The following is a 23,137-nucleotide window of genomic DNA, read 5'->3' as shown; positions in this document are numbered from 1 at the left end:
TTTCACTTGGTTTGCATTACGAAAACACCGCTCCAATCTTCAGGTGGTGGGACCTCTTTGAAATATAAACATCGCTGAATATATAACTTACAAGTATAATCGTCCGGATAAATCTCAAGCGCCCTTGAAAATAGTTCAATCGCCCTATCCCACTCCCTCTCACGGTAAAGCTTCAACGCCTCGCGATAAACTTCAATAAACTCATTTATCCAACTTGGTAATGTATTGTTAACAAGACCTATAAGTTCATAAACCTTAACAGGTTCAGTTTTACCCTTGACAACAAGAAGGTCAAGTTCCCTCACGACGACTTTATCTTTAACTTTCTCATAGGTTGATTCGCCTATCATTATACTTGTCCCATATTCTTTATTTGCACCCTCAAGCCGAGATGCAAGATTCACATCATCCCCTATCACAGTGTAATTGAATTTAACCTTTGAACCCATGTTTCCGACTATGACTCTTCCAGTGTTTATACCGATTCGCATTTTTATTTCAGGTCTACCGAGCTTTCTCCACCTTTCACGAAGTTCTTTTAATTTCTCCTGCATTTCAATTGCCGTGACACAAGCGTTGTATGCATGGTTTTCGTCCGGGATCGGGGCGCCCCAAAAGGCCATAATCGCATCACCTATGTACTTATCAATAGTTCCCTTGTTCTTAAAAATTATAAGCGAAAGTTCATCAAGAAGTTCGTTCAATAAAGTTACAAGTTCATGTGGTGTCAATTTCTCGCTCATAGTTGTAAAACCCTGAATATCGCTGAACAAAATCGTCAATTCTCTCTCCTCCCCACCCAAAGCCATAAGCTCTGGATTTTCAATCAATTTATCAACAACCGAAGCATCAACATACTTTTCAAACATACTTCTTATCTGCTGCTTTTGCTTGTTCTCCCTTATCGTCAAATAGCTCACCGAAGAAATATAGCAAATTAAAATGCTAAGCGTTGGCTCAGCATTGTAAAACCATCTTAAAAGTTGCGTGAAAGATAAAAACGAAAAAGCAAAATATCCAACGAGTATCGCCACCGTTAAAATCAAACTATTGTGAAACCTCGTTATGAAGCCAGAAATGCCAACTATCATCGTTAATACAATCATAATGAGAAGCTGAACCCGCCAACTAACCGGACGGATAAAATTTTGAGATACAATGGTGTTAAAAACATTCGCATGTATATAAACATTCGGGGATTTTTCAGAGAAGGGATTTGGTCCAAGGTCCCCAAGCGAGCGAGCAGTTGGTCCTATGATGACGACCGCATTTTTAAATTGCGATAAAAATTCCTTGTCTCCATTTATCCCCGCCTCAATAACCTTATAAAGTGAAACTTGCCTAAAAATTGTGTCGGGTCCAGCATAGTTGACAAAAAGTTCCGACTTTAAGCTTGTCGGTATTTGAAGCCCATCAAAAGAAAAAACAATCTCGTTTCTCTTTTTTATTATCTTCACATTTTTATAATCAATTCCGAGATATTCAAATGCGAGCACAGCTCCAAGAGAGGGATAAATCCTGCCGGCATATTCAACAAACAACGGGACACGACGCTGTACCCCATCAAAAGGGTCGGGCAAAATTGCAACATGCCCAATTCCCAAGCAAGCATCAACAAGCTCATCAAATGACTTACCAGCAAATGTGACAGAACGATGGAAATATCTCTTCATTTGTGGCTGGATTGGAACGCCCCATTTACTCACTTTATAATGAACGAGGCTATCTATATAAAAGTCAAGCTCTTCATCGGAAATCCCACTTGGACGATAAGGTCCAACAGCAAGGTAAACATTTGAATATTCAGTTGAATACACAAGCAATTTATTTAACGCTTCTTCGCTTTGCTTGTTGAGAAAAAGGTCTATACCTATTGCCTTTGCACCGGCTTCAGTCATGTAGTATATCGCTTGGGCTGTAATGTTGTGGGGAATTGGGTAGCCGAAATCTATAAGTTCCCTTTCGTCAATCTTGACGATTATTAAATTTGGATTTGGAAGCACAGCGCCACGCCATTTAAACATAACATCAAGTGATTTATATTCAAGCGCTTTGAAGAAGCCTCCAAATATATCCGTCTTAAACAAGAGGAAAGCAAGCAAAATTGAAACTGTAGCAAACAACATACCGAATGGTACATACCTAATCCTCTTTCGCTGAAAAAATTTCATCACGAGCGGAAAATTTAATTTATCAAGCAGAGATAATTTAATCTTACCGATCAAAAACTCAAAATTTAGAACTTCCAGTAAAGCAGCGATTTAACCGTCTGCAATTGTGTTGGGTCAGCCCCTCTCCTACCTCCAAACACAAAGACATTCTGTCCCTTTTCAAAAATTTCCTCTTTTTTGTATTCCTTCCCTTTCTTTGACTGTTGAGTTGATACCTTTGAAGCTTCTTCAATTAATTTCTTCAACTCCTCCTTTGAAACTTGCTTCTTTGAAACATCTTTCTTTTCAGCTGCTACACCCTCAAACTCCCGCAATATATCTTCAATTCCAAGCACCTCGTATGCTTCTTCTGGTGTTTTAAATTTAGATATCGCCAGCTCAAAAAATTCCTGTGCCGTTTCGGGTTCATCGTTCAAATAAAAGAGAAGACCAGCGTTAAGATAAACGCCCCCATCGTTGGGGTCAAGTTCAATGCTTTTCTTGTAAAATTCAAACGCCTTTGAGGGTTCATTTTTCAAAAAGTAAATATTACCAAGGGAATTATATGTAACAGCGCCAGAAAATTTTGAGACATACTTTTCAGCATCATCATACCTATCAAACAAAACAAGTATCTTTGCAATTTTATTAATTGAAACCTCATCCCCTTTGCTTCCAAGCGTATTGATCATTTCTGTTAATGTCTGCCTGTAACTTTCCTTGAACATATCTAAATCCTTTAATACACTTGACGAGACAAGCGAAATATCCGGTTTTGTCTGTGGTCCTGGGAGTCCTTCAACATCAACAGGTGGAAAAACTTTCCAGCCCCGATGAACATCAATTATATAGATATTTCCCGATTTAAAAATTATGCCTTCCTTAACTTCCAATGCTCCAATCTTATCTAAACCACCAAGCTTATAATACTCCTCTGCCCCTGTCTTCCAAGCCGTTGTGAAGGATTCATTTATCAAAGTCGTCTCTATTGGCAACCAAACACTGCCATCATAAATTATGTAATCACCAGGATTAAAACTCACAAGATAAGCGTTCTTCTTTGGAACACCTGTATCAAAAATCAAAAATATGTGATCAGATGTAAGTATAAAAGCTGTTCTAATTCCAACGCTTTCAAGAAGAGAGGCAAGCAAAATAGCGTGGTCATCGCAGTCACCAGTTTTATAATAAAGCAACTCCCTTGGGAAATAAACATTGTCAAGAATTTCTCCACCTGCGACTTTCCAAGGGTCGGAAACATATTTTATCCCGTATGTGCGAACAGCATTATAAATGACAATTGCATTGATTACATTCCTTGGAAGGTTTGTCTCGGGAAGTTTCACCGAGCCAAGAACAACTCTTGCAAATTCCTTGACGACCCCATCATTTGGTGTGACAAAAGAACAAACCGATTCAGGAATCCTCCATGAAATAGAATTTCTATTATAAATCGTCACTGGCTTTGACAAACTTCTCTCTTCAACTTTGCCACCAGATGTGTAGGTAACTTTTGCCTGTGCTTGTGCGATTACATTTTCATTCAACTTCAACAACGATTTAATGTCAAAAGTGACTGGAACAGTTATTTGCTCTTTTGAATTCGGCTTAATCACCGAAACAACTTTCTCACTTGGCACTTTCATATAATCTGGGATCAAAATTGAAATTTTAACATTGCGAATCTCCCTATTCGTTGGATTTTCAACCGTCAATTGACCGATCGGATTATAAGCATAAAAACTATATTGGGATGGGAAAATCGGCGGAATTGAAAAATCAACTATATCAAGTATCCCCTCGGTTGCCGTTGACTTTGCTTCCCTTTCCATCTCCGGCGGGCTTAAGGTCACCCGCCTCGGCGTCAATTTCACAATTTTAAGCTCTCCATAATTTGCCAGCTCACGCCTGAGCTGCTCTTCACTGGAAATAATAGCATCAAAGACAAGGACATTTGTGTCAAAAAACTTATATTTTAACGCCTTAACAGATGAAATCGCATCTTTTAACTTTGATTCAAGCGCAAGCGCCTTACTCGGGGAAATTCCATAAACTGCTATTTCAATTTTCCTCGCTTGCTCCTCCTCTTTCATTCTCTCCTTTAACTTACTTATAACATTTTTAGTAACTTTTGAAGCTAAACTTTTAAACAATGCATTCACCGCTCCCTTTTTATCTTGACCAAATCTCCTATCACTCGCTGTAACTGAACCTATCAATTCACCTGTTTCAGCATAAATAATTTTAATGTCAACCTGTCCTGTGTATTTATGCTGTTTTACATCGTAAAACTCCGTTTCCCCACCGTATTCAGCTTGTGCATATCCAAGAATTATAATCTCAGCGCCAAAACGGTTTGAATATTCCCTTGCTTTTTCAGGATTTCCCTCGGACGCTTCAAGCTCTTTTGCCCTCAGATTTTCAAACATATGATAATCAATAACCTTAAACCCCTCTTTCAAAAGTTCGTTTTCAATGCTAACAGCTATAGCCCGTGTCCCAACGAAACTTCCATCAACATACTCATCCACTACGACCATGACATCTGGTTGCGTCATCCTTTTGATCGCCTTTTCAGCATCTTGTGAAAAAACAGATGCTGAAAGAATAGCGCTTAAAATGAAACCTAAAAATCCCTTCATGGCGTACCTCCAAAATTTTTAATTTGAAATCCAAGGAAATTTTAAAAATTTTCCCCAAAATATCAACCCAGGAATCAAAAATTGTGCTTTAAATCAAAATAAAAAAGCGACCCGAAATCGGGTCGCTTAACTATTGCAGGTCCTTAGCCTGACATTTATCACAAAGCCCGAAGATGTCAACCTTGACAAATTTCACTTTAAAGTTTCGTCCAACCAAAAGCTCATCAATGTTCAAATTCCCACCTCGTGAAGGCAAGTCATAAACCGAATTACAACCGACACAAACAAAGTGATGATGCGGTTCAAGATTAGCATCGTATCTGGCGCTTGCAGAACCTTGAATTACAACTTCACGAATCAATCCCTCATCCCTTAACAAATTCAAATTTCTATACACAGTCCCAAGACTTATATTCGGAATCACCTTCTTCACCTCCATATATATCCAATCAGCTGTGGGATGAATATTCGTATCCCGAAGGATACGAAGTATCGCTTCCCTTTGTTTACTCCCTCTACGATTAGCCATTTTAAATTACTCCACTAAAATTTTAATCTGAGTCAAAATCCTTTATCAATTCCTGCCTCATTTCATTGCTCATAACCGCTTCCGCCTTGTAATTTTGATGATCTATGACCACTTTGACATCATTTCTAAAGTCCTTAAAGTCATTTATCTGTTCGGGCGTAAATTTGAACTTAATAAAATGAACAGCGCTTATCCTATCTTCTTTGCTATGCCCCTCCTCAAACTGAGCATAAATTTTATGTTTATCCCCAATCTGCAAATACACATGATTACCTCGGTCAAGCCCTATAAAACTATCAAGGACTGGACGGAGTAGCTTCGGATCGTCAACCTCTATAAACAATGTAGCGCTTAACTCATCTTTTTCAGGTATAAGCTGATTATATGTCTCAACCTCAAATTTTATCTCGTCGTCATCCACCATTCTCTCTGCCCTCATCATCTCTTGGATCTGAAAAAGAACCGTGTCGTGATTTTCAAACACAAGCGTAACTCTATCACCGACGGAGATTCTGCGTCTTTTTTTCAACTCAATTATATACTTCCTGAAATCATCTCTGATCTTCTCATACTCATATATGTTTTTCACTTCCGTAAGTTCAACTTTTCTCATCTTAACTCCGAAGTTTAATTTTAAAATTTAACAAAAGAAGGGAAGGGATTTGATCCCCTCCCCTAAAATATCACGAAAGAAAAGACCTTAACATCCAAGCCGTCTTCTCATGTTTTTCCATAAGCTCGGTAAGAAAATCAGCAGTACCAAGGTCTTTGTATTCATCACCCACCTTAACAATATCCTCTCTCAAAGTTCTTATAACTGCTTCATAATCATTCAAAAGGTTCTCAATCATCTTCCTTGCGTCGGGATATTCCCCAGGATGCTCTTTCAATCTCGTCAATTGCAAAAATTCACTCAAAGTTGCAACTGACCACCCACCAAGTGACCGTATTCTCTCAGCTATGTCATCAATGTGTTCATTCAGCTCTTCATAAATTGACTGAAAGAATTTGTGAAGTTCATTAAATTGTGGACCTACGACATTCCAGTGATAATTTCTCGCTTTTGTATAGAGGACATATTCATCAGCGAGCAAGGTGCTTAAAATTTTAATTACTCCTTCAAGATTTTTTTCACTTATTCCGATATTCGGCTTCATAACTACCTCCATAGATTTTTTTGTTATTTTTCCTCATTTAAACCATATGCGTTGTAAAGAATTTGTATTGGATGTAAACCCTTCTTTCCAGTTCCTTTTTCAATCTGCAATTGTGCTAACAAGCAATCAGAACAAACCGATGAACCGGAATCATCTTGATTAACCTTATCAAAAATTGGCTTCCCAACACGCATTGACATCTCAAAAAATTCCTTCTTCATACTCCAAGTTCCGTCGTGACCAGAGCATCTCTGAATCATTTCAACCTCTGTTCCAGGTATCAACTCAAGTAAATCCCTTGACTTGTAACCTATATTCTGTGCTTTCAGATGACAGGGTAAATGATAAATAATCTTCCCTTGTGGGTTCTTAAAGTCGGTCTTTAACTTTCCTTCTCGGTGAATTTTCATCAAATACTCAGAAATATCATAGGTATGTTGAGAAACCAATTTTGCATTTTCATCATCCGGCAGCAACATCGGATATTCCTGCTTCAACATATAACTGCAAGTTGGCGCTGGAACAACGACATCAAAACCTTGTTTTACGAAATTCACAAGCGACTTAACATTAAAAGTTGCACTCTTTATCGCTGAATTAATATCACCGCCATCAAGAAAAGGCATACCGCAACATTTTTGCTCTGGAACTACAACATCAATATTATTATGTTCTAAAACTTTAACAATCGCTTTTCCAAGTTCGGGTTCATTGTAATTAACGGTGCAAGTGTAAAAGAGAACAACTTTCTTTGTTCCTTTCTCTTCCTTTCCATTTTGCTTTGAATATCTCTTAAACCACCTTTCAAATGTTTCGCTATGATATTCAGGTAAATTCCTCTCCCTGTGGATACCAAGTATCTTTTCCATTAAAATTCTGCTAACTTTTAATCTGTTCGCAAGATTGATCAAACCCGCAAATTTACTCCCAAGTTTCCCTATCAAATCTGCTTGCCCAAGAATTTTATCACGCAATGGAATCCCTTCTTTCTTCGCTTTCACAGCTTTTGCCCTTAACATCAACCTCGGGAAATCAAGCTCGTAGTGATGCGGTGGTGTATACGGACACTTAGGGAAACAAAGTTTACAATCATAACAAAGTTCAACGACTTTGAAATAATCCTCTTTTGTTAAATCATCAAGATTGTCGGTTTCATCAATCTTTTTAAATAAAAACTCAAATGACGGACAAAGATTGTAACAAAGACGACAACCATTACAGATATCAAAAATTCTATGCATCTCCTTTAAAAGTGCTTCTTCATCCCAAAACTTGGGGTCTTTTAAATCAAAGACCATGAGCTTTCCCAGATTTAATTTTTAAAAATAAAAAAGCGGGGCGAGGCAATGCCCCGCACTTTTAAAAATTACTTGCTACCACCAGTCAAGCTTTCAAGCGCCTTTTGGAATCTACCAGCATGGGATTTCTCAGCTCTGGCGAGTGTTTCAAACCACTCAGCGATATCATCAAATCCTTCCTCCCGTGCTGTCTTCGCAAACCCAGGATACATCTCCGTATATTCATATGTTTCGCCTGCTATGGCAGATTTAAGATTTGAAATTGTATCACCGACTGGCTCGCCTGTCACCGGATCCCCAGCACCATACTGCCTTAAAAAGTCAAAATGCCCAAAAGCGTGTCCGGTCTCACCCTCTGCCGTGTCTCTAAAGACACCTGCAATATCGGGATACCCCTCAATGTCTGCTTGTCTTGCAAAATAAAGATAACGCCTGTTCGCTTGGGATTCACCGGCAAATCCAGCCTTCAAATTCTCAAGCGTCTTTGTTCCAGCAAGTGATTTTGCCATGGCTTTACTCCAAATTTTGTTTTTAAATGATAATTATTACTATTTGCAATTGTAATATACACTTTTAAAATCAATTTGTCAAGTTTAAAAAGATTAGAATTTTCTAATCCTTGATCAACTTTCTCAAGACAGTTTGCATTATTCCACCATTGATATAGTATTCAACCTCAACCGGTGTATCAAGACGGGCAATGACTTCAAAAGTTTTTGATTGTCCATCTTTGGATCTAGCTGTAACCTTCAAAATTTTACGTGGATATAAACCTTCAGCTATGCCCTCTATCGTGTATTCTTCAAAGCCTGTTAATCCAAGCGTTTCTCTATTTTCCCCTTCTTTAAATTGAAGTGGTAGGACACCCATTCCTACAAGATTGCTTCGGTGTATCCTTTCAAAGCTTTCAGCAAGGACAGCTTTAACGCCAAGTAAATATGTTCCTTTCGCTGCCCAATCGCGCGAGCTACCTGTTCCATATTCTTTCCCCGCAATCACAATGAGAGGACGGTTTTCTTTCTTATATTTCATTGCTGCATCATAGATAAACATTTTCTCGCCGGTTGGGATGTATATCGTCCACCCACCTTCAACTTCGGGGGTCATAAGGTTCTTAATTCTTACATTTCCAAATGTACCGCGCATCATAACCTCGTGAGCTCCTCTTCTTGCGCCGAATGTGTTAAATTCAGATTTCGGGACACCACGCTCAATCAGATACTTGCCAGCGGGACTATTCTCTGAAATTGAACCAGCGGGTGAAATATGGTCGGTCGTGATTGAGTCCCCAAATACAGCGAGGCAGTAAGCGTTGACTATATCGCTTGGTGGTTGAGGTTCAAGCGTCAGATTCTCAAAAAATGGTGGGTTTTGTATATAAGTTGAATTTATGTCCCATTCAAAAAGCTCGCTATCTTTTACATTTATTTCCTTCCAATATTCTGTTCCATCAAAAATATCGGCATATTTCTTCTTGAATAATTTCGGCTCAAGGACCTTTTCAATTGTTTCCTTTATCTCTTCTTGACTTGGCCAGATATCTTTCAAATAAACAGGATTTCCATTCGGGTCATATCCGATTGGCTCGGTGTTAAAATCAATGTCAATTCTACCAGCTATAGCGTAAGCAACCACAAGGATTGGAGATGCAAGGTAATTCGCCTTAACAAGTGGATGGATTCGTGCTTCAAAATTTCTGTTGCCACTTAAAACAGCGCAGACGATAAGATTATTTTCAGAGATCGCCTTTGAAATTGGCTCTGGTAGTGGTCCGCTGTTGCCAATGCAAGTTGTGCAGCCATAACCGACAAGATGAAAACCAAGCGATTCAAGGTATGGCATAAGACCAGCTTTTTGCAAGTATTCAGTAACGACCCGTGACCCGGGGGCTAAGCTTGTTTTAACATAGGGCTTAACTGTTAATCCCTTTTCAATCGCTTTTTTCGCAAGTAAACCGGCACCTATCAAAATAGTCGGATTAGAAGTGTTTGTGCAGGAAGTTATAGCTGCTATAGCAATTGATCCATGGGTAAGTTCAACCTTATTACCACGATAAAAAATCTCAACAGATTTTCTCGGCTCACTATCAACCTTGTAATTCTCCTTCAATACTTTTTCAAAATGAACTTTTATATCCTTCAGCAAAACTTTATCCTGCGGACGGCTTGGTCCTGCAAGCGTCGGCTCTATCTGGCTCATATCAATTTCAACCACATCGGTATATTCAGGTATTGGTGAATCCTCATACCTGAAGAGGAATTGCTCCTTGGCATAAACCTCAACAATTTTTGCTAAATTTTCCCTGCCGGTTAGCTTAAGATATTTCAGTGTTTCATCATCAATTGGGAAAAACCCACAAGTTGCTCCATATTCAGGAGCCATATTCGCAATCGTTGCTCTATCAGCGGCTGACAATTTTGACACCCCAGGTCCAAAGAACTCAACGAATTTTTCAACGACGCCTTTCTTTCGCAAAACATTCGTAACGGTCAAAACAAGATCAGTTGCGGTTGCTCCCTCGGGTAATTCCCCAGTTAACTTCACACCTATGACTTCAGGGACTGTGATATAATATGGTTGTCCGAGCATTACTGCCTCAGCTTCAATTCCACCAACACCCCATCCGAGAACACCGATGCCGTTTATCATAGTCGTATGGGAGTCGGTGCCGACAAGCGTATCTGGAAAAGCAAAACCATCTTCAACCCTTACGACACTTGAAAGATATTCAAGATTTACTTGATGGATTATCCCTGTGCCAGGGGGAACAACCCTGAAATTCTTGAACGATTTCTGAGCCCACTTCAAAAGCACATACCTTTCTCTGTTAAGTTCAAACTCCCTTTTTACATTCCAATCAAAAGCATAAGATGTGCCAAAATATTCAACTTGAACTGAGTGATCAATGACAAGGTCAACTGGTTTAAGCGGGTTTATAATTTTAGGGTCTTTCCCAAGTTTCTTAACAGCATCTCTCATTGAAGCAAGGTCAACGACGCAAGGAACACCTGTAAAATCCTGAAGCAAAACCCTTGCAGGCATATAAGGAATTTCTTTTAACTCCGGTTTCGGCTTCCACCCAGCTACAGTTTTAACATCCTCCTCTGTGACGAGATAATTATCGCAATTTCTGACCATGTTTTCAAGCAGTATTCTTATCGTATAAGGGAGTTTTGAAAGATTGACAAGCCCTTGCTGTTCAAGCCAGGTAAGATTGAAAATTTTCAATTTCCTTCTACCGATGTTTATCGTGCTTATTGATTCTTTAAATGGGTGTGTCATAGCGGTATAGGTTTACGTTTGTTTTTGTTTTCGTTGATAAGTTAATCAAAACCTCAAAAAAATTCAAAGTTTCGGGCAAAGGGACTTGCTTTGCGACATCAATTTTTTTACCTTTAAACAAAAAAGTCAAGTGATATGAGAAGGTTTTTAATTTTAATTCTTCCTGTTTTGTTTCTGTCCTGTGCAGTCACAAAAGATGGGTTCAAAAGCGGGCTTGAATTAATCACTGCCGAAAACATCGCACAAAATATATCTTTTCTTGCATCCGACTCTTTAAAAGGGAGAAACACACCAAGCCCTGAACTTGATATCGCTGGAAATTTCATAGCCGAGAGGTTTAAGCAATATGGATTAAAACCGGTAAACGGAAGTTATTTCCAAAGGGTTGAGTTCGTAAGAATTGACCTTGCTGAGCAGAACGCTTTAATTTTGTCAAAAAATGGGGAACAGATAGTTTTTAAACTTGGTGAGGATTTCATCCCGTTTAACTTCGCAGATGGTGAAATTGAGGCAGAAGTCATATTCGCAGGTTACGGGATTACAGCGAAGGAATACGGCTATGACGATTACGAGGGAATAGATGTAAAAGATAAAATAGTTGTTGTGTTAAGGGATGAACCACAGGAAAGCGACACAACAAGTGTATTTAATGGGAAAAATCCCACAAGATATTCATTCCCGAGATATAAAGCTCAAAACGCTTTTGAACACGGTGCAGTTGGAGTTATAATCATCCCGGATCCGCTTAATCATTCAATTTTAAAGCCGAGGGGTTATGTTTGGCCCAAACTTTACAAAAATTTGCCCCGCGCTTCTTTGCCGATTCAACTGTCATATCAACTCAGCAAAATGCCACCTTCAATTGAAGCTGGGGAAAACTTCATAAAAGCACTATTCGGTGATATACAGGTCTTGAAAGATATACAGAGATCAATTGATGAAACGCTGAAACCAAAATCGTTTAAATTTGAAAATGTAAAAATTAAAATGAAGATAAGTTTCGCAAAGGAAAAGGTCTATGCAAATAATGTCGTTGGCTTAATTGAAGGCGAAGATGAGAAGTTAAAAGATGAGGTTATCATCATAGGGGCACACTATGACCATGTTGGTTATACTACGGGGACAATGGGAAAAGATAGCATTTACAACGGCGCTGATGACAACGCTTCTGGAACAGTTGGAATGATTGAGGTTGCTAAGGCATTTGCTTTGAATAAGAAGAAACCGAAAAGAAGCCTTCTTTTCATCGCTTTCTGCGGTGAAGAAAAGGGATTGCTTGGCTCAAGATATTATGTTGACAACCCGCTTTTCCCAATTGAAAAAACGGTTGCGATGATAAATCTTGATATGATTGGGAGGAATTCAATTGATAGCTTAATCTTGATCGGTTGGAGTTACAGCGAAGATATGAAAAGGATCGCAGAAGAAGAAAATCAAAAAATCGGATTTAAGTTTTCATATGATGGAGAAAGGGACTTTCCAAGAAGTGACCAAGCAAACTTCGCAAGAAAAGGCATCCCTGTCATCTTTTTCCACTCAGGTGAACATGAAGATTATCACAAGGTATCAGACGAAGTCAGCAAAATTAACTTCGCAAAAATTGAAAAGGTTGCGAAACTTTGTTATTTGGTCGCATATAGAATTGCAAATTCAGATTTCAAGCCGAAATTAAACGAAGACAAACTCGCAAATTAAAACAAAATGGAAATTTAAAGATGAGGAAACCATCAATATTTTCGCTTGTCCTATTTATCCTTGTTGAATTTGGATTTTCACAAGGTGTTTCTTTGCGTTTTCAGCCGGAGCCGGGGCAAACATTCAATTATTTGCTTCTATCTGAGACAACGGTGATACAATCAGCAATGGGAATGGAACAGGTTGTTTTCTCAAAGACAGAATCAAAATTCAAGTATCTCATCCAAAATGTCTCTCCAAATGGAAATGTTGAAATGATAATCTCCATTGACACGATAAAGACAAGCATTAAAACACAGATGCCACCGATGGATACAACGTTTTCCTTCCCAATCGCTTTCAAATTTAAACAAGTTCATGATAAATACGGGAAACCCTTGAATTACGAAATCATTGAGGGAGGTGAAGTTCAAATCCCGATGGGCGGTGGAACAAGGAGAATTGATAAGCGAAATTATACATTCTCGCTCGTATTTCCGCAAGACAAATTAACGCCAGGCAAATCCTGGTCGTTCTCATATTCTGATACATCAACTGCCGAAGAGGGCAAAACGATTGTCAAGACAAATGGGGAATATACTTTTGAAGGCATTGAAGAGAAACTCGGTTTAGAATGTGCAAGGTTAAAACTTGACGCAAACCTTTCACTAAGTGGGAGTGGGACTATTCAAGGGATGAATTATGGGCTTGAAGGCGAAGGGAAAAACAAGGGCACTGTATGGGTTGAAGTTAAAAGCGGGGTAATAGTTTATTCGGAAATGGACACCGAAATGGATATAGCGATGGGAATATCAGGTCAGGTTGAGATGACGATGCCGATGACTCAAAAAGTTAAGTCAACTTTAAGTTTGATTAAATGAGTTTAAAATTCGCCTCGTTAATTTGACATCGTCAGTTATTATGCCGTCAACGCCGATTTCAAGCATTTTCAAGATGTGATTGGGGCTGTTAACAGTGTAGACAAATATCTTAAACCCAGCGTTGTGAAGCTTTTCAACGAGTTTGGGTGTTGTGAATTTGTAATTATGTATCAGAACATTCGCACCGAGATTTAAAAGGGTTCTGACGGGGTTAAAATAAATTGGATAATGATAAAGAAATCCCGTTGGGATTTCGTCTGTGAGTTTTCTGACATTTTTCAAAACCCTTGGATCAAAAGAGCTGATCAAGACATTATCAGCGATTTCATTCTCATAAATCACAGCTAGTACTTTCTCGGTAAGCTTATCTTTGATGCTTGCGCTTTTAATTTCAATGTTGATTGGGATTTTCCCACCGACAGCGTCAAAAACCTCCTTAAGGGTGGGGATTTTTTCACCGATATACTTATGGTCAAACCAACTCCCTGCGTCAAGTTCGCGGAGAACCCAAAGGTAAAAGTTTTTGACCCTTCCAGTCCCATTTGTCGTTCTATCAACTTTTGAGTCATGGATTATAACAGGCGTACCGTCTTTTGTGATTCTGACATCAAGTTCAATCATATCTGCTTTAAAACGAACCGCGAGTTTAAAAGCTGAAATTGTATTTTCGGGAGCGATTTTTGAATAACCACGATGAGCGATAACGAGAGATGATTTCGTTTTGAAGAAACTTCTGAAAACCTCTTCGGATTTCATTTTAGAACCTCAAGATAAATTGTTTTCAAGTACAATGTCTCTGGCATTTGCAAAATCCAGGGATGGTCTTCGGGTTGAAAAGTTATATCAATAACCCTTAATCTCTTTCCGAGGTCATTTGCGGAAAATCTTATCGCTTCCTGAAGAAGGTCAAGCGAGATATGATATGCACACGATGATATAACAAGTTTAGCCCCGGGGTCAAGCATTTTCAAAGCATTGAGGGCGAGTTTATAAAAAGCCCATTTAACGCTTTCAGCTCCTTTTTTCGTCTTCGTCATCGCTGGTGGGTCAATTATCACAAGGTCAAACTTTTCACCTGAATTAGCCATCTCTTCAATTGTTTCAAATGCATCAGCGGTTAGGAATTTAACTCTATTTGAGACATTGTTTAATTTTGCATTTTCCCTCGCAAGGTCAGTGGCACTTCTATCGGAGTCAATCCCTATAACCATGGCTCCAGCGCTTGCGCAATAAATGCTGAAAGCCCCTGAATAACAAAAAAGGTCAAGAACTTTATCACCTTTATTTATCAACCCTTGAACTTTTTTCCTATTATCTCGCTGATCAAGATAAAACCCTGTCTTCTGACCGTAGTGCAGATCAACTAAAAACTTCAAACCATTTTCCTCAATTTCAACATATCTTGGAACATGTCCATAAAGTTCTCCAGAAGTAATTTCAAGCCCCTCCTCTTTTCTTGACTCCATATCGCTTCTTTCGTAAATTCCTGAGGTTTTCACAATATCGGTGAGAATTGAAACTATTTCGTGTTTGAAATTCTCAATTCCAGCTATGCGTGTTTGAAGTACGAGATAACCCCCAAACTTATCAACTATCAATCCGGGTAAGAAATCAGCTTCAGCGTGGATGAGGCGAACGGCGTTTGACTTTATTTTAAGTTTTTTTCTCCTTTCAATTGCATCCTTAATCCTTCGCTTGAAAAAATCGGAATTTATTTTCTCATCTTCAAGCGTCAGCATTCGTGCAACTATGTGCGATTTTGGGTTGAGAAAAGCTCTGCCGAGGAACTCTCCGGAGGAGCTTTTCACATCAACTATTTGTGCTGGTTTGTTTTTTAATTGTTCAAGGTTTTCAATTTCGTCTTTGAAGACCCAGAGGTAGAAATTTTTTATTTTCTTTTCTTTTCCTTTTTTTAGCAGAATTTCCATAAAGTTGATTTTTTGAGGTTAGTTTGATATATTTGTGTTTGAAAAGCGGGGCGTAGCGCAGATGGTTAGCGCGCTTGCCTTGGGAGCAAGAGGTCCCCGGTTCGAGTCCGGGCGCCCCGACAAAACTTCAGATTTTTCCCCTCCTTATGAAATTATCAAGGGAAATTCCCTCACCACTTTTAAATAGATAGACAAGCGATATCAAGAAATACAAAAGTGCAAGCTCATATTTAGTGTTATTAACGAGATTACTATAAACTGCAACAGCCATATTTATAGCGATAAATGCGGATACATATCTTGTGAAAAGTCCCACAGCGAGAAGCAAACCACCGACAAATTCAGCTAAAGCTGAAAGAGAAGCGAAAACAACCGGGGCTGGGAAACCAAGATTTGCAACAGTTTGAATGAAGCGCCATTCCTTATCTCCAAAGAAGAAACCAAGCGCACCGTTAACTTTCCCAAGACCGTGAAAAAGCGCAAGCATTAAACCAGTAGCAAACCGAAGCAACGATAGAGCTATTGAAGAAATCCTCGCCATTTTTAACTCCTTTTTAAATAAAAATAAAACTTTCACGCCTAATTTTCAACAGAGCGCTTCTTGACTTTTACCATATACTTTTTTATCTTAAAGCAAGTCAAACAAAAAGGATTTCCCAGCCATGAAGGTGCTGAATTATTTATTAATTCTTATCGCGGGGATTTGGTTAATTTTATCAATCCAAGGGTGTGCATCAACAGCTGAACAAGAAGACATCTACGGGGAAGTTGTTAAGGAAACAACGGGAGAAATTGATACAACTGAATTATCAACATTATCTGAGGAAAATGAATCTTTGAAAAAGCAGGTTTCAAATCTACAAAGTCAAGTTGCAAAGCTTCAAAGCGAAAAAAGTGAGCTTGAGAAAAAGGTTGCTTCACTTCAAGAGACAAACGATCAGCTGACAGCAAAGATATCTGACCTTGGTTTGCAGCTTGAATACGAGAAACAAAGAAGTCGTGAACTTTCAGCAAAAATTGCACAATATGAATCAACGCCACAAGCCGAGCCACAATTTGCGGTTGAACTGGCAAAAAGAGATAGCGAGATAGTTGAATACAAAAAACGAATCCGCGATCTGGAGGCGAAAATCGCGGAACTTGAAGTAAAGTTATCAACCAAACCACCAACAACGGTTGCCGGGGAAGTAAAAGGCGAGGTAAAACTTCCCGAAATAATCCCAGAGCCAACGATCAAGATGACAGAGAAAGAATTTAGAAGTTATTACAACAAGGGTTTGAGCAGTTTCAGAAATAGAAACTATAAAAACGCAATCGCATACTTTGACACACTTTTGAAAAGCGACCTTCAGGCAAACTTAAAAATAAATGTGATCTATTGGCTTGGTGAAAGTTACTTCGCATTGAAACAATATGACAAAGCAATTGAATATTTTAATTATGTGGCTCAAACGAAGTCAACAAAAACACCCGATGCTCTGTATATGCTTGGGCGTTGTTATGCTGCTCTTGGAAAGATAAAAGAAGCAAAGGAGTACATGAATCGCGTACTCAAAGAATACCCAAGAAGCCCAGTTGCAAAAAAAGCGAAAGATAGATTGGAAAGGCTATGAAATTTAAATCGTTTCTCCTGTTTGTAATTACAATCCTGTTGACCTCCTGTCAAAAAGAACAACAAAGTGAAATTCTACCTTACATAAACTTAACTGTTGAAGGTAAAGCAATTAAGATGGACTCCGTTATCGCTGTTTATGATGATTCTGCTGGGGTTATGAGCTTAATAGGTGCAAAATATAGCGGTGTGGAGCTTTCAAACTTGATAGCTATTGGCTTTAAATTTTCAACCGGGGTTCAAGCCCCAAAGACATATGACGCCTCAAAAATACCAATTGAAATGATGGCAATTTACAGAGATTCCTCTGGAATTTATTCTACCGCCAAACTTGACTCGCTCAATAATCCTGATACACCAATTGGGCTTGGAATTTTAAACTTAACCTCGCATAACCTTCAACTTCATACCATAGCTGGAAATTTTGATCTGAGACCCAAAATTATAAATCCTCAAACTTGGGAACCAGGAACGAAAACCATTCAAATTAACGGTTCATTCCAATCATTTTATGTCTTTCTTGCAAGGGGTGGAACTCCGCCAGTGCCTATGAAAATTGCCCCAAAGATAACCATCCACTGAATTGGGGCAAAATCAGTTGAAATTATGTGTAAAACTTTTTATATTTCAATTTGAAGGAGTTTTAAAACAAAAAATTGTTAAAATGCGCAAAGTTATTCTCATCGTTCTTGATGGATTTGGAATTCGTGATGAAAATGTCCCTATACAAGCGGATGCCATAGCACTTGCAAAAAAACCAAATTTTGACTTCCTTTATGCAAATTACCCTTGGGTTCCAATTCATGCCTCTGGAGAATATGTTGGATTGCCAGATGGACAGATGGGGAACTCCGAGGTCGGACACTTAAATATCGGAGCTGGAAGAATTGTTTATCAAGACATAGTTAGAATAAGCAAGTCAATAAAAAATGGTGATTTTTTCAAAAACGATGTATTGCTTGGAGCTATTGAAAATGTAAAACGGAACAACGGATCTCTTCATCTTGTTGGACTTTTATCCGATGGTGGAGTTCATAGCCATATTGAACACCTTTATGCTCTGCTTGAGCTTGCAAAGATGAACGATGTTGAAAGGGTATATGTACATGCGCTTCTTGATGGGAGGGACACACCACCATCAAGTGCTATTGAATATGTGAGGCAATTTGAAGCAAAAGCTAAAGAAATTGGGGTTGGAAAAATCGCCGTCGTCGGCGGTAGATATTATGGAATGGATAGGGACAATCGTTGGGAAAGAACTGAAAAATATTACAGGGCGATGACGGAAGCCCAGGGTGAAAAATTTAAAAGCGCTGAGGAAGGAATTTTAAAATCTTATGAAAAAGGCGTAACAGATGAATTTGTCGTTCCGTTCATAGTTGTTGATGAAAACGGCAACCCGATCGGACAAGTTAAAGATGGCGATTCTATTATATTTTTCAACTTTAGAGCTGACAGAGCAAGACAATTGACAAGGGCTTTCATCAGCAATGACTTTGACAAGTTTCAGCGAAGAAAACTTGATGTTTATTTCGTCACGATGACTGAATATGATGACGATTTTGATGTTCCAATTGCGTTCAAGCCAGTTTATTTAACTAACACGCTTGGTGAAGTTATTTCAAAACAAGGTTTGAAACAATTACGAATCGCCGAGACGGAAAAATACGCTCATGTGACTTATTTTTTCAGTGGTGGGCGTGAAGACCCATTTGAAGGTGAAGATAGAGTTTTGATACCCTCGCCAAAAGTAGCTACATACGATTTGAAGCCGGAGATGAGCGCATTTGAAGTAACTGACAGAGTTGTTGAAGAAATAAATAAGCGCAAATATGATTTAATTGTGCTCAATTTTGCAAATCCCGATATGGTTGGACATACGGGTATAATTCCAGCTGCTGTTAAGGCGATAGAAGCGGTTGACACATGCATTGGGCGAATTTACAAAGCTGTAAAGGAAAATGGCTATGTTATGATAATTACCGCTGACCACGGGAACGCCGAAAAAATGATTGACCCTGAAACAGGTGAACCGCATACAGCTCATACAACAAGTCAAGTCCCATTTATACTTGTCATGGACGATTATCGTGGTGAATTGAAGAAAGACGGGAAACTTGGCGATATAGCACCGACGATATTGACAATTATGGGAATTTCTATTCCACCGGAGATGGACGGTGAGATTTTATTACTTGAGAAAGTGCCTTACGCAGTTAAATGAAAAATTTAATCAAAATTAAAACCGGAGGGAGCAAATATGGCAAAAGCGAAGAAGTCAGCCAAGAAGCCAGCAAAGAAGGCGCCAGCAGCGAAGGCAGGCGGTGTTTCAAAAAATTATGTTGATACGAAATTTAAATCCCTACAGGAGAAAATTGACGAACTTGTAAAAAGGGTTGAGGAGCTTGAAGCGAAGGTTGGCGCCGAGAAAAGGGAATCTGTTGAAGAGACAACGGCTTCAGAGGGTTCGCCCGAAGCTTAACGGGCAAAGTTTATCAGCGGGGTTGCCTCAAAGTGCAACCCCTTTTTTATTTTAGAAAAGAACCCTTTTATAGACGATGAAAATCACGAAAGTAAATAAAATCAAAGGGATAGTATATCCTCCTGGTGACAAATCAATTTCACATAGGGTTGCTTTAATTTCTGCCTTGTCAGATGGGGAAAATACGATTGAAAATTTCCTCTTCGCAGGTGACACAAATAAAACGCTTGAGTGCCTCCAAAAACTTGGCGTTGAAATTGAAATCGGGGAAAAATTGAAAATAAAGGGTAAAGGAATTAAAAAGCTTTCCCCGCCACATTCAATTCTTGACGCTGGGAATTCTGGGACGACGATTCGTCTTCTCGCCGGGATACTCGCCGGTCAAAAATTTGACTCTGAAATAACAGGGGATGATTCTTTAAGAAAAAGACCTATGCGGAGGATCGTTAAACCACTTCAAATGATGGAAGCAAAAATTGAGCCCACGGAAGAAGGAACCGCTCCTTTGAAAATTTATGGCGTTGACAGTTTAAATCCAATTGAATATGAACCCGAAATCCCAAGCGCTCAAGTTAAGTCATGTCTAATTTTCGCAGGTTTACATGCGGATGGAAAGACTAAAATAATTGAAAGGATTCCAACACGAGATCACACTGAGCGTTTGCTCGGCTTAAAGGCTCATTTTGAAAACGGTAAAAAAATCATTGAAGTTGAAGGTGGCAAAAGAATTGAACCAGCTAATTATATCATTCCAAACGATATCTCTTCAGCAGCGTTTTTCATAGTTGCTGGAGTGATAATCCCAAATTCAAACATCAGGATAAAAAATGTGACCTTGAACCCAACGAGGACAGCTTTCATTGAAATTCTTAGACAAATGGGCGCAGACATTGAAACAGAAAATGTAAAAGAAGTCATGGGCGAACCGATAGGTGATGTAATCGTTAAATCAAAGAAAGAAGTCAATTTGAAAAACTTAACACTCTCAGGCGATGTAATACCCGGTGTAATAGATGAGATTCCGATACTTTCAATTGCAGGTGCTATCGGCGAAGGTAAATTTGAAGTCAGAGATGCTTCAGAGCTCAGAAAAAAGGAAAGCGATAGGATTAAAGCAATTGTTGAAAACCTCAGAGCGATGGGTCTTGATGTTGAAGAATATGAAGATGGCTTTGCGTTTGAAGGCAAGAACAAATTAAAAGGTGCGCTTATAAAAACATTTAACGACCATAGGATAGCTATGGCTTTTTCAATCGCCGGGTTAATAGCTGAAGGCGAGACAGTGATTGACAATCCGGACTGCGTTAAAATTTCATTCCCGAACTTTTTTAAAATTTTGTCAAGCGTGGTAAATTTTTAATTGAGGAGTTCAAAACTTAAAAATAGAGTGGAGGTGGATTTAAATGGCGGAGGTTCGGCTTGAAAATGTGAGCAAAATCTACCCGAATAATGTTGTCGCCGTAAAGAATGCAACTTTTGAAGTAAAAGATGGTGAATTTATGGTCTTGCTTGGTCCCTCAGGTTGCGGGAAAACGACAACTTTGAGAATGATAGCTGGTCTTGAAGAAGTTACAAGTGGATTTATCTATATTGATAATAAAATTGTTAATGATGTTCCTCCAAAGGATAGAGATATCGCAATGGTTTTCCAAAATTACGCACTCTATCCGCATATGACTGTCTACGAGAACATGGCGTTTGGCTTAAAACTCAGAAAGTATCCGAAAAGCGAGATTGACAAAAGGGTTAAAGAAGCAGCAAAAATACTTGGGATTGAGCATCTGCTTGATAGAAAGCCAAAGGAGCTCTCAGGCGGTCAAAGACAGCGGGTTGCTGTTGGAAGAGCCATAGTCAGGAATCCAAAGGTTTTTTTATTTGATGAGCCGTTGAGTAATCTTGACGCAAAGTTTAGAGTTCAAATGAGAACCGAAATTTCAAAACTCCATCGGAAACTTGGCGCTACGATGATTTATGTCACGCACGATCAGATAGAGGCGATGACTATGGGGGACAGAATCGTTGTGATGAAAGATGGAATCATACAGCAAATAGACACACCATTAAATCTTTACAACTTTCCTAAAAATAAATTTGTCGCCGGTTTCATAGGAAGCCCGTCAATGAACTTCATTGAAGGTGAAATTGTTTTAGAAGATGGTTTAAAATTTATTGAGAGTGACGGTGGAATTAAACTTTCAATCCCAGAGGAATATCAAGACAAATTGAAAAATTATATTGGAAAGCGTGTGATATTTGGTATAAGACCAGAACATATTTATGATCCGATTTATACACAGATACAAAATGGTGAGAGGATAAAAATTTTAGTTGATGTCGTTGAGCCGATGGGGAATGAGATTTACATTTACTTTGCCACTACAACAGCACAATGTGTTGCGAGAGTCCCAGCTCATGAGGAGCCTGAAGTTGGAGCTTTAAAGGAACTTGTAATTGATATGAGGAAGGCGCACTTTTTTGATAAGGAAACCGAAGAATCAATTTTGTACGATTGAAATGTTAAGCAGAAAGTTAGTTAAAATAATTGATGATATCATCTCAAATGATGATGAAGTTCTCGTCCCAGCGCGAAAAGTTTATCTTATCATAAAATACAAACATCCGAATGTCCCACTACCATCATTTCCAGAGTTTGTTAACTTAATTAAGCGAAGCCGAAAATTTGAACTTATTGATACTGGCGAAACAACCCTTTATGATTTGCCTGAAAGCATAGAGAAACTCCTTATGGAAGTTGAAATTTATGGAACGGGTCCGAGGATAAAACTTCGGTCAGTTAAATTAACACCAAAATTAATGCGTCGTTCTTTTTTAAGAAGTTATGAACGTATGAGAGCCGGCATAGATAGATTGCTTTCAAAGATCAGCGCTGACTCCGATTTCCCATCTGATGAGATAAACAAGTTGATTTCATCATTTGCGGAGTTGAGGGAGCAGATAAATAAAACCATCCAAATGCTTGAGAAGCTTGAAATTTACGAATCCCATTCGGGAAAAAGGAAAAAGAGGTGATTTCTAAAAGTTTGAACAAAGTGTTATATTAAAAGAAAAAAGGTAAGCAAAGCCATGGTGACAGAAGAACAGGTATATGAAGCTCTTAGGGAATGCTATGACCCCGAGATTCCGATAAACATCGTTGATTTAGGGCTTGTTTATGAGGTCAAAATAATTGATGATTGGGTAGGTGTTAAGATGACATTGACTGCTCCGGGGTGTCCTGCTCATACATTTATAAGTCAGCAAGTTCGTGAGCGACTTCTTCAAATCCCTGGAGTTAAGGATGCCGATGTTGTAATCGTCTGGGAACCGCGTTGGAATCCAAGCATGATGTCTGAGAAGGCAAGGATGCAACTTTTCGGTGACCTTGGGTTATCATCTGGGGAGGAAGAGCAATAAAATTAGCACGCCCGGAGGGACTCGAACCCCCAACCTTCTGGTCCGTAGCCAGACGCTCTATCCAGTTGAGCTACGGGCGCTTTTTCGG

Annotated in this window: 21 protein-coding genes and 2 tRNA genes; 11 read left to right on the top strand and 12 right to left on the bottom strand. The window is 38.9% G+C overall.

What is annotated here, in order from left to right:
- Nucleotides 1-2: 2 nt before the first annotated feature.
- From FKZ43_RS06475 to acnA, 8 genes are all read right to left on the bottom strand, one after another.
- Nucleotides 3-2,171, bottom strand: a complete 2,169-nt coding sequence (locus tag FKZ43_RS06475; RefSeq protein WP_140945060.1) for a CHASE2 domain-containing protein — start codon at nucleotides 2,169-2,171, stop codon at nucleotides 3-5.
- Between the two features lie 65 nt (nucleotides 2,172-2,236).
- Nucleotides 2,237-4,792: a tetratricopeptide repeat protein gene (locus FKZ43_RS06470; RefSeq protein ID WP_140945059.1), complete on the bottom strand. Its 2,556-nt coding sequence runs from the start codon at nucleotides 4,790-4,792 to the stop codon at nucleotides 2,237-2,239.
- A 130-nt stretch (nucleotides 4,793-4,922) separates the two neighbouring features.
- Complete coding sequence (locus FKZ43_RS06465) at nucleotides 4,923-5,321, bottom strand: Fur family transcriptional regulator (RefSeq protein WP_140945058.1); 399 nt, start codon at nucleotides 5,319-5,321, stop codon at nucleotides 4,923-4,925.
- A 22-nt stretch (nucleotides 5,322-5,343) separates the two neighbouring features.
- Nucleotides 5,344-5,934: a DUF3501 family protein gene (locus tag FKZ43_RS06460; protein ID WP_140945057.1), complete on the bottom strand. Its 591-nt coding sequence runs from the start codon at nucleotides 5,932-5,934 to the stop codon at nucleotides 5,344-5,346.
- Between the two features lie 70 nt (nucleotides 5,935-6,004).
- A complete protein-coding gene (locus tag FKZ43_RS06455) occupies nucleotides 6,005-6,478 on the bottom strand; it encodes a Dps family protein (protein ID WP_140945056.1) in 474 nt (157 codons plus the stop codon).
- Nucleotides 6,479-6,501: 23 nt separating this feature from the next.
- Complete coding sequence (locus tag FKZ43_RS06450; RefSeq protein ID WP_140945055.1) at nucleotides 6,502-7,776, bottom strand: anaerobic glycerol-3-phosphate dehydrogenase subunit C; 1,275 nt, start codon at nucleotides 7,774-7,776, stop codon at nucleotides 6,502-6,504.
- Nucleotides 7,777-7,844: 68 nt separating this feature from the next.
- The gene (locus FKZ43_RS06445) at nucleotides 7,845-8,285 is read right to left on the bottom strand and encodes a rubrerythrin family protein (protein WP_140945054.1); all 441 of its coding nucleotides are present in this window, start codon (nucleotides 8,283-8,285) and stop codon (nucleotides 7,845-7,847) included.
- Nucleotides 8,286-8,388: 103 nt separating this feature from the next.
- The gene (gene acnA / locus FKZ43_RS06440) at nucleotides 8,389-11,058 is read right to left on the bottom strand and encodes an aconitate hydratase AcnA (protein WP_140945053.1); all 2,670 of its coding nucleotides are present in this window, start codon (nucleotides 11,056-11,058) and stop codon (nucleotides 8,389-8,391) included.
- Nucleotides 11,059-11,193: 135 nt separating this feature from the next.
- On the opposite strand from acnA, the gene FKZ43_RS06435 reads away from it, so the two are divergent.
- Together FKZ43_RS06435 and FKZ43_RS06430 are read left to right on the top strand one after the other, a co-directional pair.
- The gene (locus FKZ43_RS06435; RefSeq protein WP_140945052.1) at nucleotides 11,194-12,753 is read left to right on the top strand and encodes a M20/M25/M40 family metallo-hydrolase; all 1,560 of its coding nucleotides are present in this window, start codon (nucleotides 11,194-11,196) and stop codon (nucleotides 12,751-12,753) included.
- A gap of 20 nt (nucleotides 12,754-12,773) precedes the next feature.
- Nucleotides 12,774-13,613, top strand: coding sequence for a hypothetical protein (locus FKZ43_RS06430; RefSeq protein WP_140945051.1), 840 nt, complete (start codon nucleotides 12,774-12,776; stop codon nucleotides 13,611-13,613).
- Here FKZ43_RS06430 and FKZ43_RS06425 read toward each other — a convergent pair.
- Both FKZ43_RS06425 and FKZ43_RS06420 read right to left on the bottom strand, forming a co-directional pair.
- Entirely contained in the window at nucleotides 13,596-14,369 is a 774-nt protein-coding gene (locus FKZ43_RS06425) for a glycerophosphodiester phosphodiesterase (protein WP_140945050.1), read from the bottom strand. The two genes, FKZ43_RS06430 and FKZ43_RS06425, sit on opposite strands and share 18 nt — an antisense overlap.
- Nucleotides 14,366-15,541: a class I SAM-dependent rRNA methyltransferase gene (locus FKZ43_RS06420; protein ID WP_140945049.1), complete on the bottom strand. Its 1,176-nt coding sequence runs from the start codon at nucleotides 15,539-15,541 to the stop codon at nucleotides 14,366-14,368. Before FKZ43_RS06420 ends, FKZ43_RS06425 begins: the two co-directional genes overlap by 4 nt.
- Nucleotides 15,542-15,587: 46 nt before the next feature.
- Here FKZ43_RS06420 and FKZ43_RS06415 point away from each other — a divergent pair.
- Nucleotides 15,588-15,661, top strand: a tRNA-Pro gene (locus tag FKZ43_RS06415).
- 7 nt (nucleotides 15,662-15,668) lie between these two features.
- Here FKZ43_RS06415 and FKZ43_RS06410 read toward each other — a convergent pair.
- Nucleotides 15,669-16,082: a DoxX family protein gene (locus FKZ43_RS06410; RefSeq protein ID WP_140945048.1), complete on the bottom strand. Its 414-nt coding sequence runs from the start codon at nucleotides 16,080-16,082 to the stop codon at nucleotides 15,669-15,671.
- Between the two features lie 121 nt (nucleotides 16,083-16,203).
- On the opposite strand from FKZ43_RS06410, the gene FKZ43_RS06405 reads away from it, so the two are divergent.
- The 8 genes from FKZ43_RS06405 (at nucleotide 16,204) to FKZ43_RS06370 (ending at nucleotide 23,049) form a co-directional block, all read left to right on the top strand.
- On the top strand, nucleotides 16,204-17,154 hold the full coding sequence (locus tag FKZ43_RS06405) for a tetratricopeptide repeat protein (protein WP_140945047.1): 951 nt from the start codon (nucleotides 16,204-16,206) through the stop codon (nucleotides 17,152-17,154).
- The gene (locus tag FKZ43_RS06400) at nucleotides 17,151-17,735 is read left to right on the top strand and encodes a hypothetical protein (protein ID WP_140945046.1); all 585 of its coding nucleotides are present in this window, start codon (nucleotides 17,151-17,153) and stop codon (nucleotides 17,733-17,735) included. Before FKZ43_RS06405 ends, FKZ43_RS06400 begins: the two co-directional genes overlap by 4 nt.
- An 82-nt stretch (nucleotides 17,736-17,817) precedes the next feature.
- Complete coding sequence (gene gpmI, locus FKZ43_RS06395; RefSeq protein ID WP_140945045.1) at nucleotides 17,818-19,377, top strand: 2,3-bisphosphoglycerate-independent phosphoglycerate mutase; 1,560 nt, start codon at nucleotides 17,818-17,820, stop codon at nucleotides 19,375-19,377.
- Between the two features lie 36 nt (nucleotides 19,378-19,413).
- Nucleotides 19,414-19,635, top strand: coding sequence for a hypothetical protein (locus tag FKZ43_RS06390; RefSeq protein WP_140945044.1), 222 nt, complete (start codon nucleotides 19,414-19,416; stop codon nucleotides 19,633-19,635).
- A 76-nt stretch (nucleotides 19,636-19,711) separates the two neighbouring features.
- Nucleotides 19,712-20,995: a 3-phosphoshikimate 1-carboxyvinyltransferase gene (gene aroA, locus FKZ43_RS06385; protein WP_140945043.1), complete on the top strand. Its 1,284-nt coding sequence runs from the start codon at nucleotides 19,712-19,714 to the stop codon at nucleotides 20,993-20,995.
- Between the two features lie 43 nt (nucleotides 20,996-21,038).
- Nucleotides 21,039-22,148 (top strand): ABC transporter ATP-binding protein, encoded by a 1,110-nt coding sequence (locus FKZ43_RS06380; RefSeq protein WP_140945042.1) that lies wholly within the window; start codon nucleotides 21,039-21,041, stop codon nucleotides 22,146-22,148.
- Between the two features lies 1 nt (nucleotide 22,149).
- Complete coding sequence (locus FKZ43_RS06375; RefSeq protein WP_140945041.1) at nucleotides 22,150-22,665, top strand: hypothetical protein; 516 nt, start codon at nucleotides 22,150-22,152, stop codon at nucleotides 22,663-22,665.
- Nucleotides 22,666-22,719: 54 nt separating this feature from the next.
- Entirely contained in the window at nucleotides 22,720-23,049 is a 330-nt protein-coding gene (locus FKZ43_RS06370) for a metal-sulfur cluster assembly factor (RefSeq protein WP_140945040.1), read from the top strand.
- A 6-nt stretch (nucleotides 23,050-23,055) separates the two neighbouring features.
- Here the strand turns inward: FKZ43_RS06370 and FKZ43_RS06365 are convergent.
- Nucleotides 23,056-23,129 (bottom strand) — tRNA-Arg (locus tag FKZ43_RS06365).
- Nucleotides 23,130-23,137: the final 8 nt, after the last annotated feature.

The organism is Candidatus Thermokryptus mobilis (assembly GCF_900070205.1).
Classification (GTDB): domain Bacteria; phylum Bacteroidota; class Ignavibacteria; order Kryptoniales; family Kryptoniaceae; genus Kryptonium; species Kryptonium mobile.
The sequence above is the reverse complement of the archived record's forward strand: the minus strand, read 5'-3'. Positions and strand labels throughout refer to the sequence as shown.

Bases quoted from the DNA above. Each gene is read 5' to 3' on its own strand.
- FKZ43_RS06475 (WP_140945060.1), bottom strand. From the start codon at position 2,171: ATGAAATTTTTTCAGCGAAAGAGGATTAGGTATGTACCATTCGGTATG.
- FKZ43_RS06470 (WP_140945059.1), bottom strand. From the start codon at position 4,792: ATGAAGGGATTTTTAGGTTTCATTTTAAGCGCTATTCTTTCAGCATCT.
- FKZ43_RS06465 (WP_140945058.1), bottom strand. From the start codon at position 5,321: ATGGCTAATCGTAGAGGGAGTAAACAAAGGGAAGCGATACTTCGTATC.
- FKZ43_RS06460 (WP_140945057.1), bottom strand. From the start codon at position 5,934: ATGAGAAAAGTTGAACTTACGGAAGTGAAAAACATATATGAGTATGAG.
- FKZ43_RS06455 (WP_140945056.1), bottom strand. From the start codon at position 6,478: ATGAAGCCGAATATCGGAATAAGTGAAAAAAATCTTGAAGGAGTAATT.
- FKZ43_RS06450 (WP_140945055.1), bottom strand. From the start codon at position 7,776: ATGGTCTTTGATTTAAAAGACCCCAAGTTTTGGGATGAAGAAGCACTT.
- FKZ43_RS06445 (WP_140945054.1), bottom strand. From the start codon at position 8,285: ATGGCAAAATCACTTGCTGGAACAAAGACGCTTGAGAATTTGAAGGCT.
- acnA (WP_140945053.1), bottom strand. From the start codon at position 11,058: ATGACACACCCATTTAAAGAATCAATAAGCACGATAAACATCGGTAGA.
- FKZ43_RS06435 (WP_140945052.1), top strand. From the start codon at position 11,194: ATGAGAAGGTTTTTAATTTTAATTCTTCCTGTTTTGTTTCTGTCCTGT.
- FKZ43_RS06430 (WP_140945051.1), top strand. From the start codon at position 12,774: ATGAGGAAACCATCAATATTTTCGCTTGTCCTATTTATCCTTGTTGAA.
- FKZ43_RS06425 (WP_140945050.1), bottom strand. From the start codon at position 14,369: ATGAAATCCGAAGAGGTTTTCAGAAGTTTCTTCAAAACGAAATCATCT.
- FKZ43_RS06420 (WP_140945049.1), bottom strand. From the start codon at position 15,541: ATGGAAATTCTGCTAAAAAAAGGAAAAGAAAAGAAAATAAAAAATTTC.
- FKZ43_RS06410 (WP_140945048.1), bottom strand. From the start codon at position 16,082: ATGGCGAGGATTTCTTCAATAGCTCTATCGTTGCTTCGGTTTGCTACT.
- FKZ43_RS06405 (WP_140945047.1), top strand. From the start codon at position 16,204: ATGAAGGTGCTGAATTATTTATTAATTCTTATCGCGGGGATTTGGTTA.
- FKZ43_RS06400 (WP_140945046.1), top strand. From the start codon at position 17,151: ATGAAATTTAAATCGTTTCTCCTGTTTGTAATTACAATCCTGTTGACC.
- gpmI (WP_140945045.1), top strand. From the start codon at position 17,818: ATGCGCAAAGTTATTCTCATCGTTCTTGATGGATTTGGAATTCGTGAT.
- FKZ43_RS06390 (WP_140945044.1), top strand. From the start codon at position 19,414: ATGGCAAAAGCGAAGAAGTCAGCCAAGAAGCCAGCAAAGAAGGCGCCA.
- aroA (WP_140945043.1), top strand. From the start codon at position 19,712: ATGAAAATCACGAAAGTAAATAAAATCAAAGGGATAGTATATCCTCCT.
- FKZ43_RS06380 (WP_140945042.1), top strand. From the start codon at position 21,039: ATGGCGGAGGTTCGGCTTGAAAATGTGAGCAAAATCTACCCGAATAAT.
- FKZ43_RS06375 (WP_140945041.1), top strand. From the start codon at position 22,150: ATGTTAAGCAGAAAGTTAGTTAAAATAATTGATGATATCATCTCAAAT.
- FKZ43_RS06370 (WP_140945040.1), top strand. From the start codon at position 22,720: ATGGTGACAGAAGAACAGGTATATGAAGCTCTTAGGGAATGCTATGAC.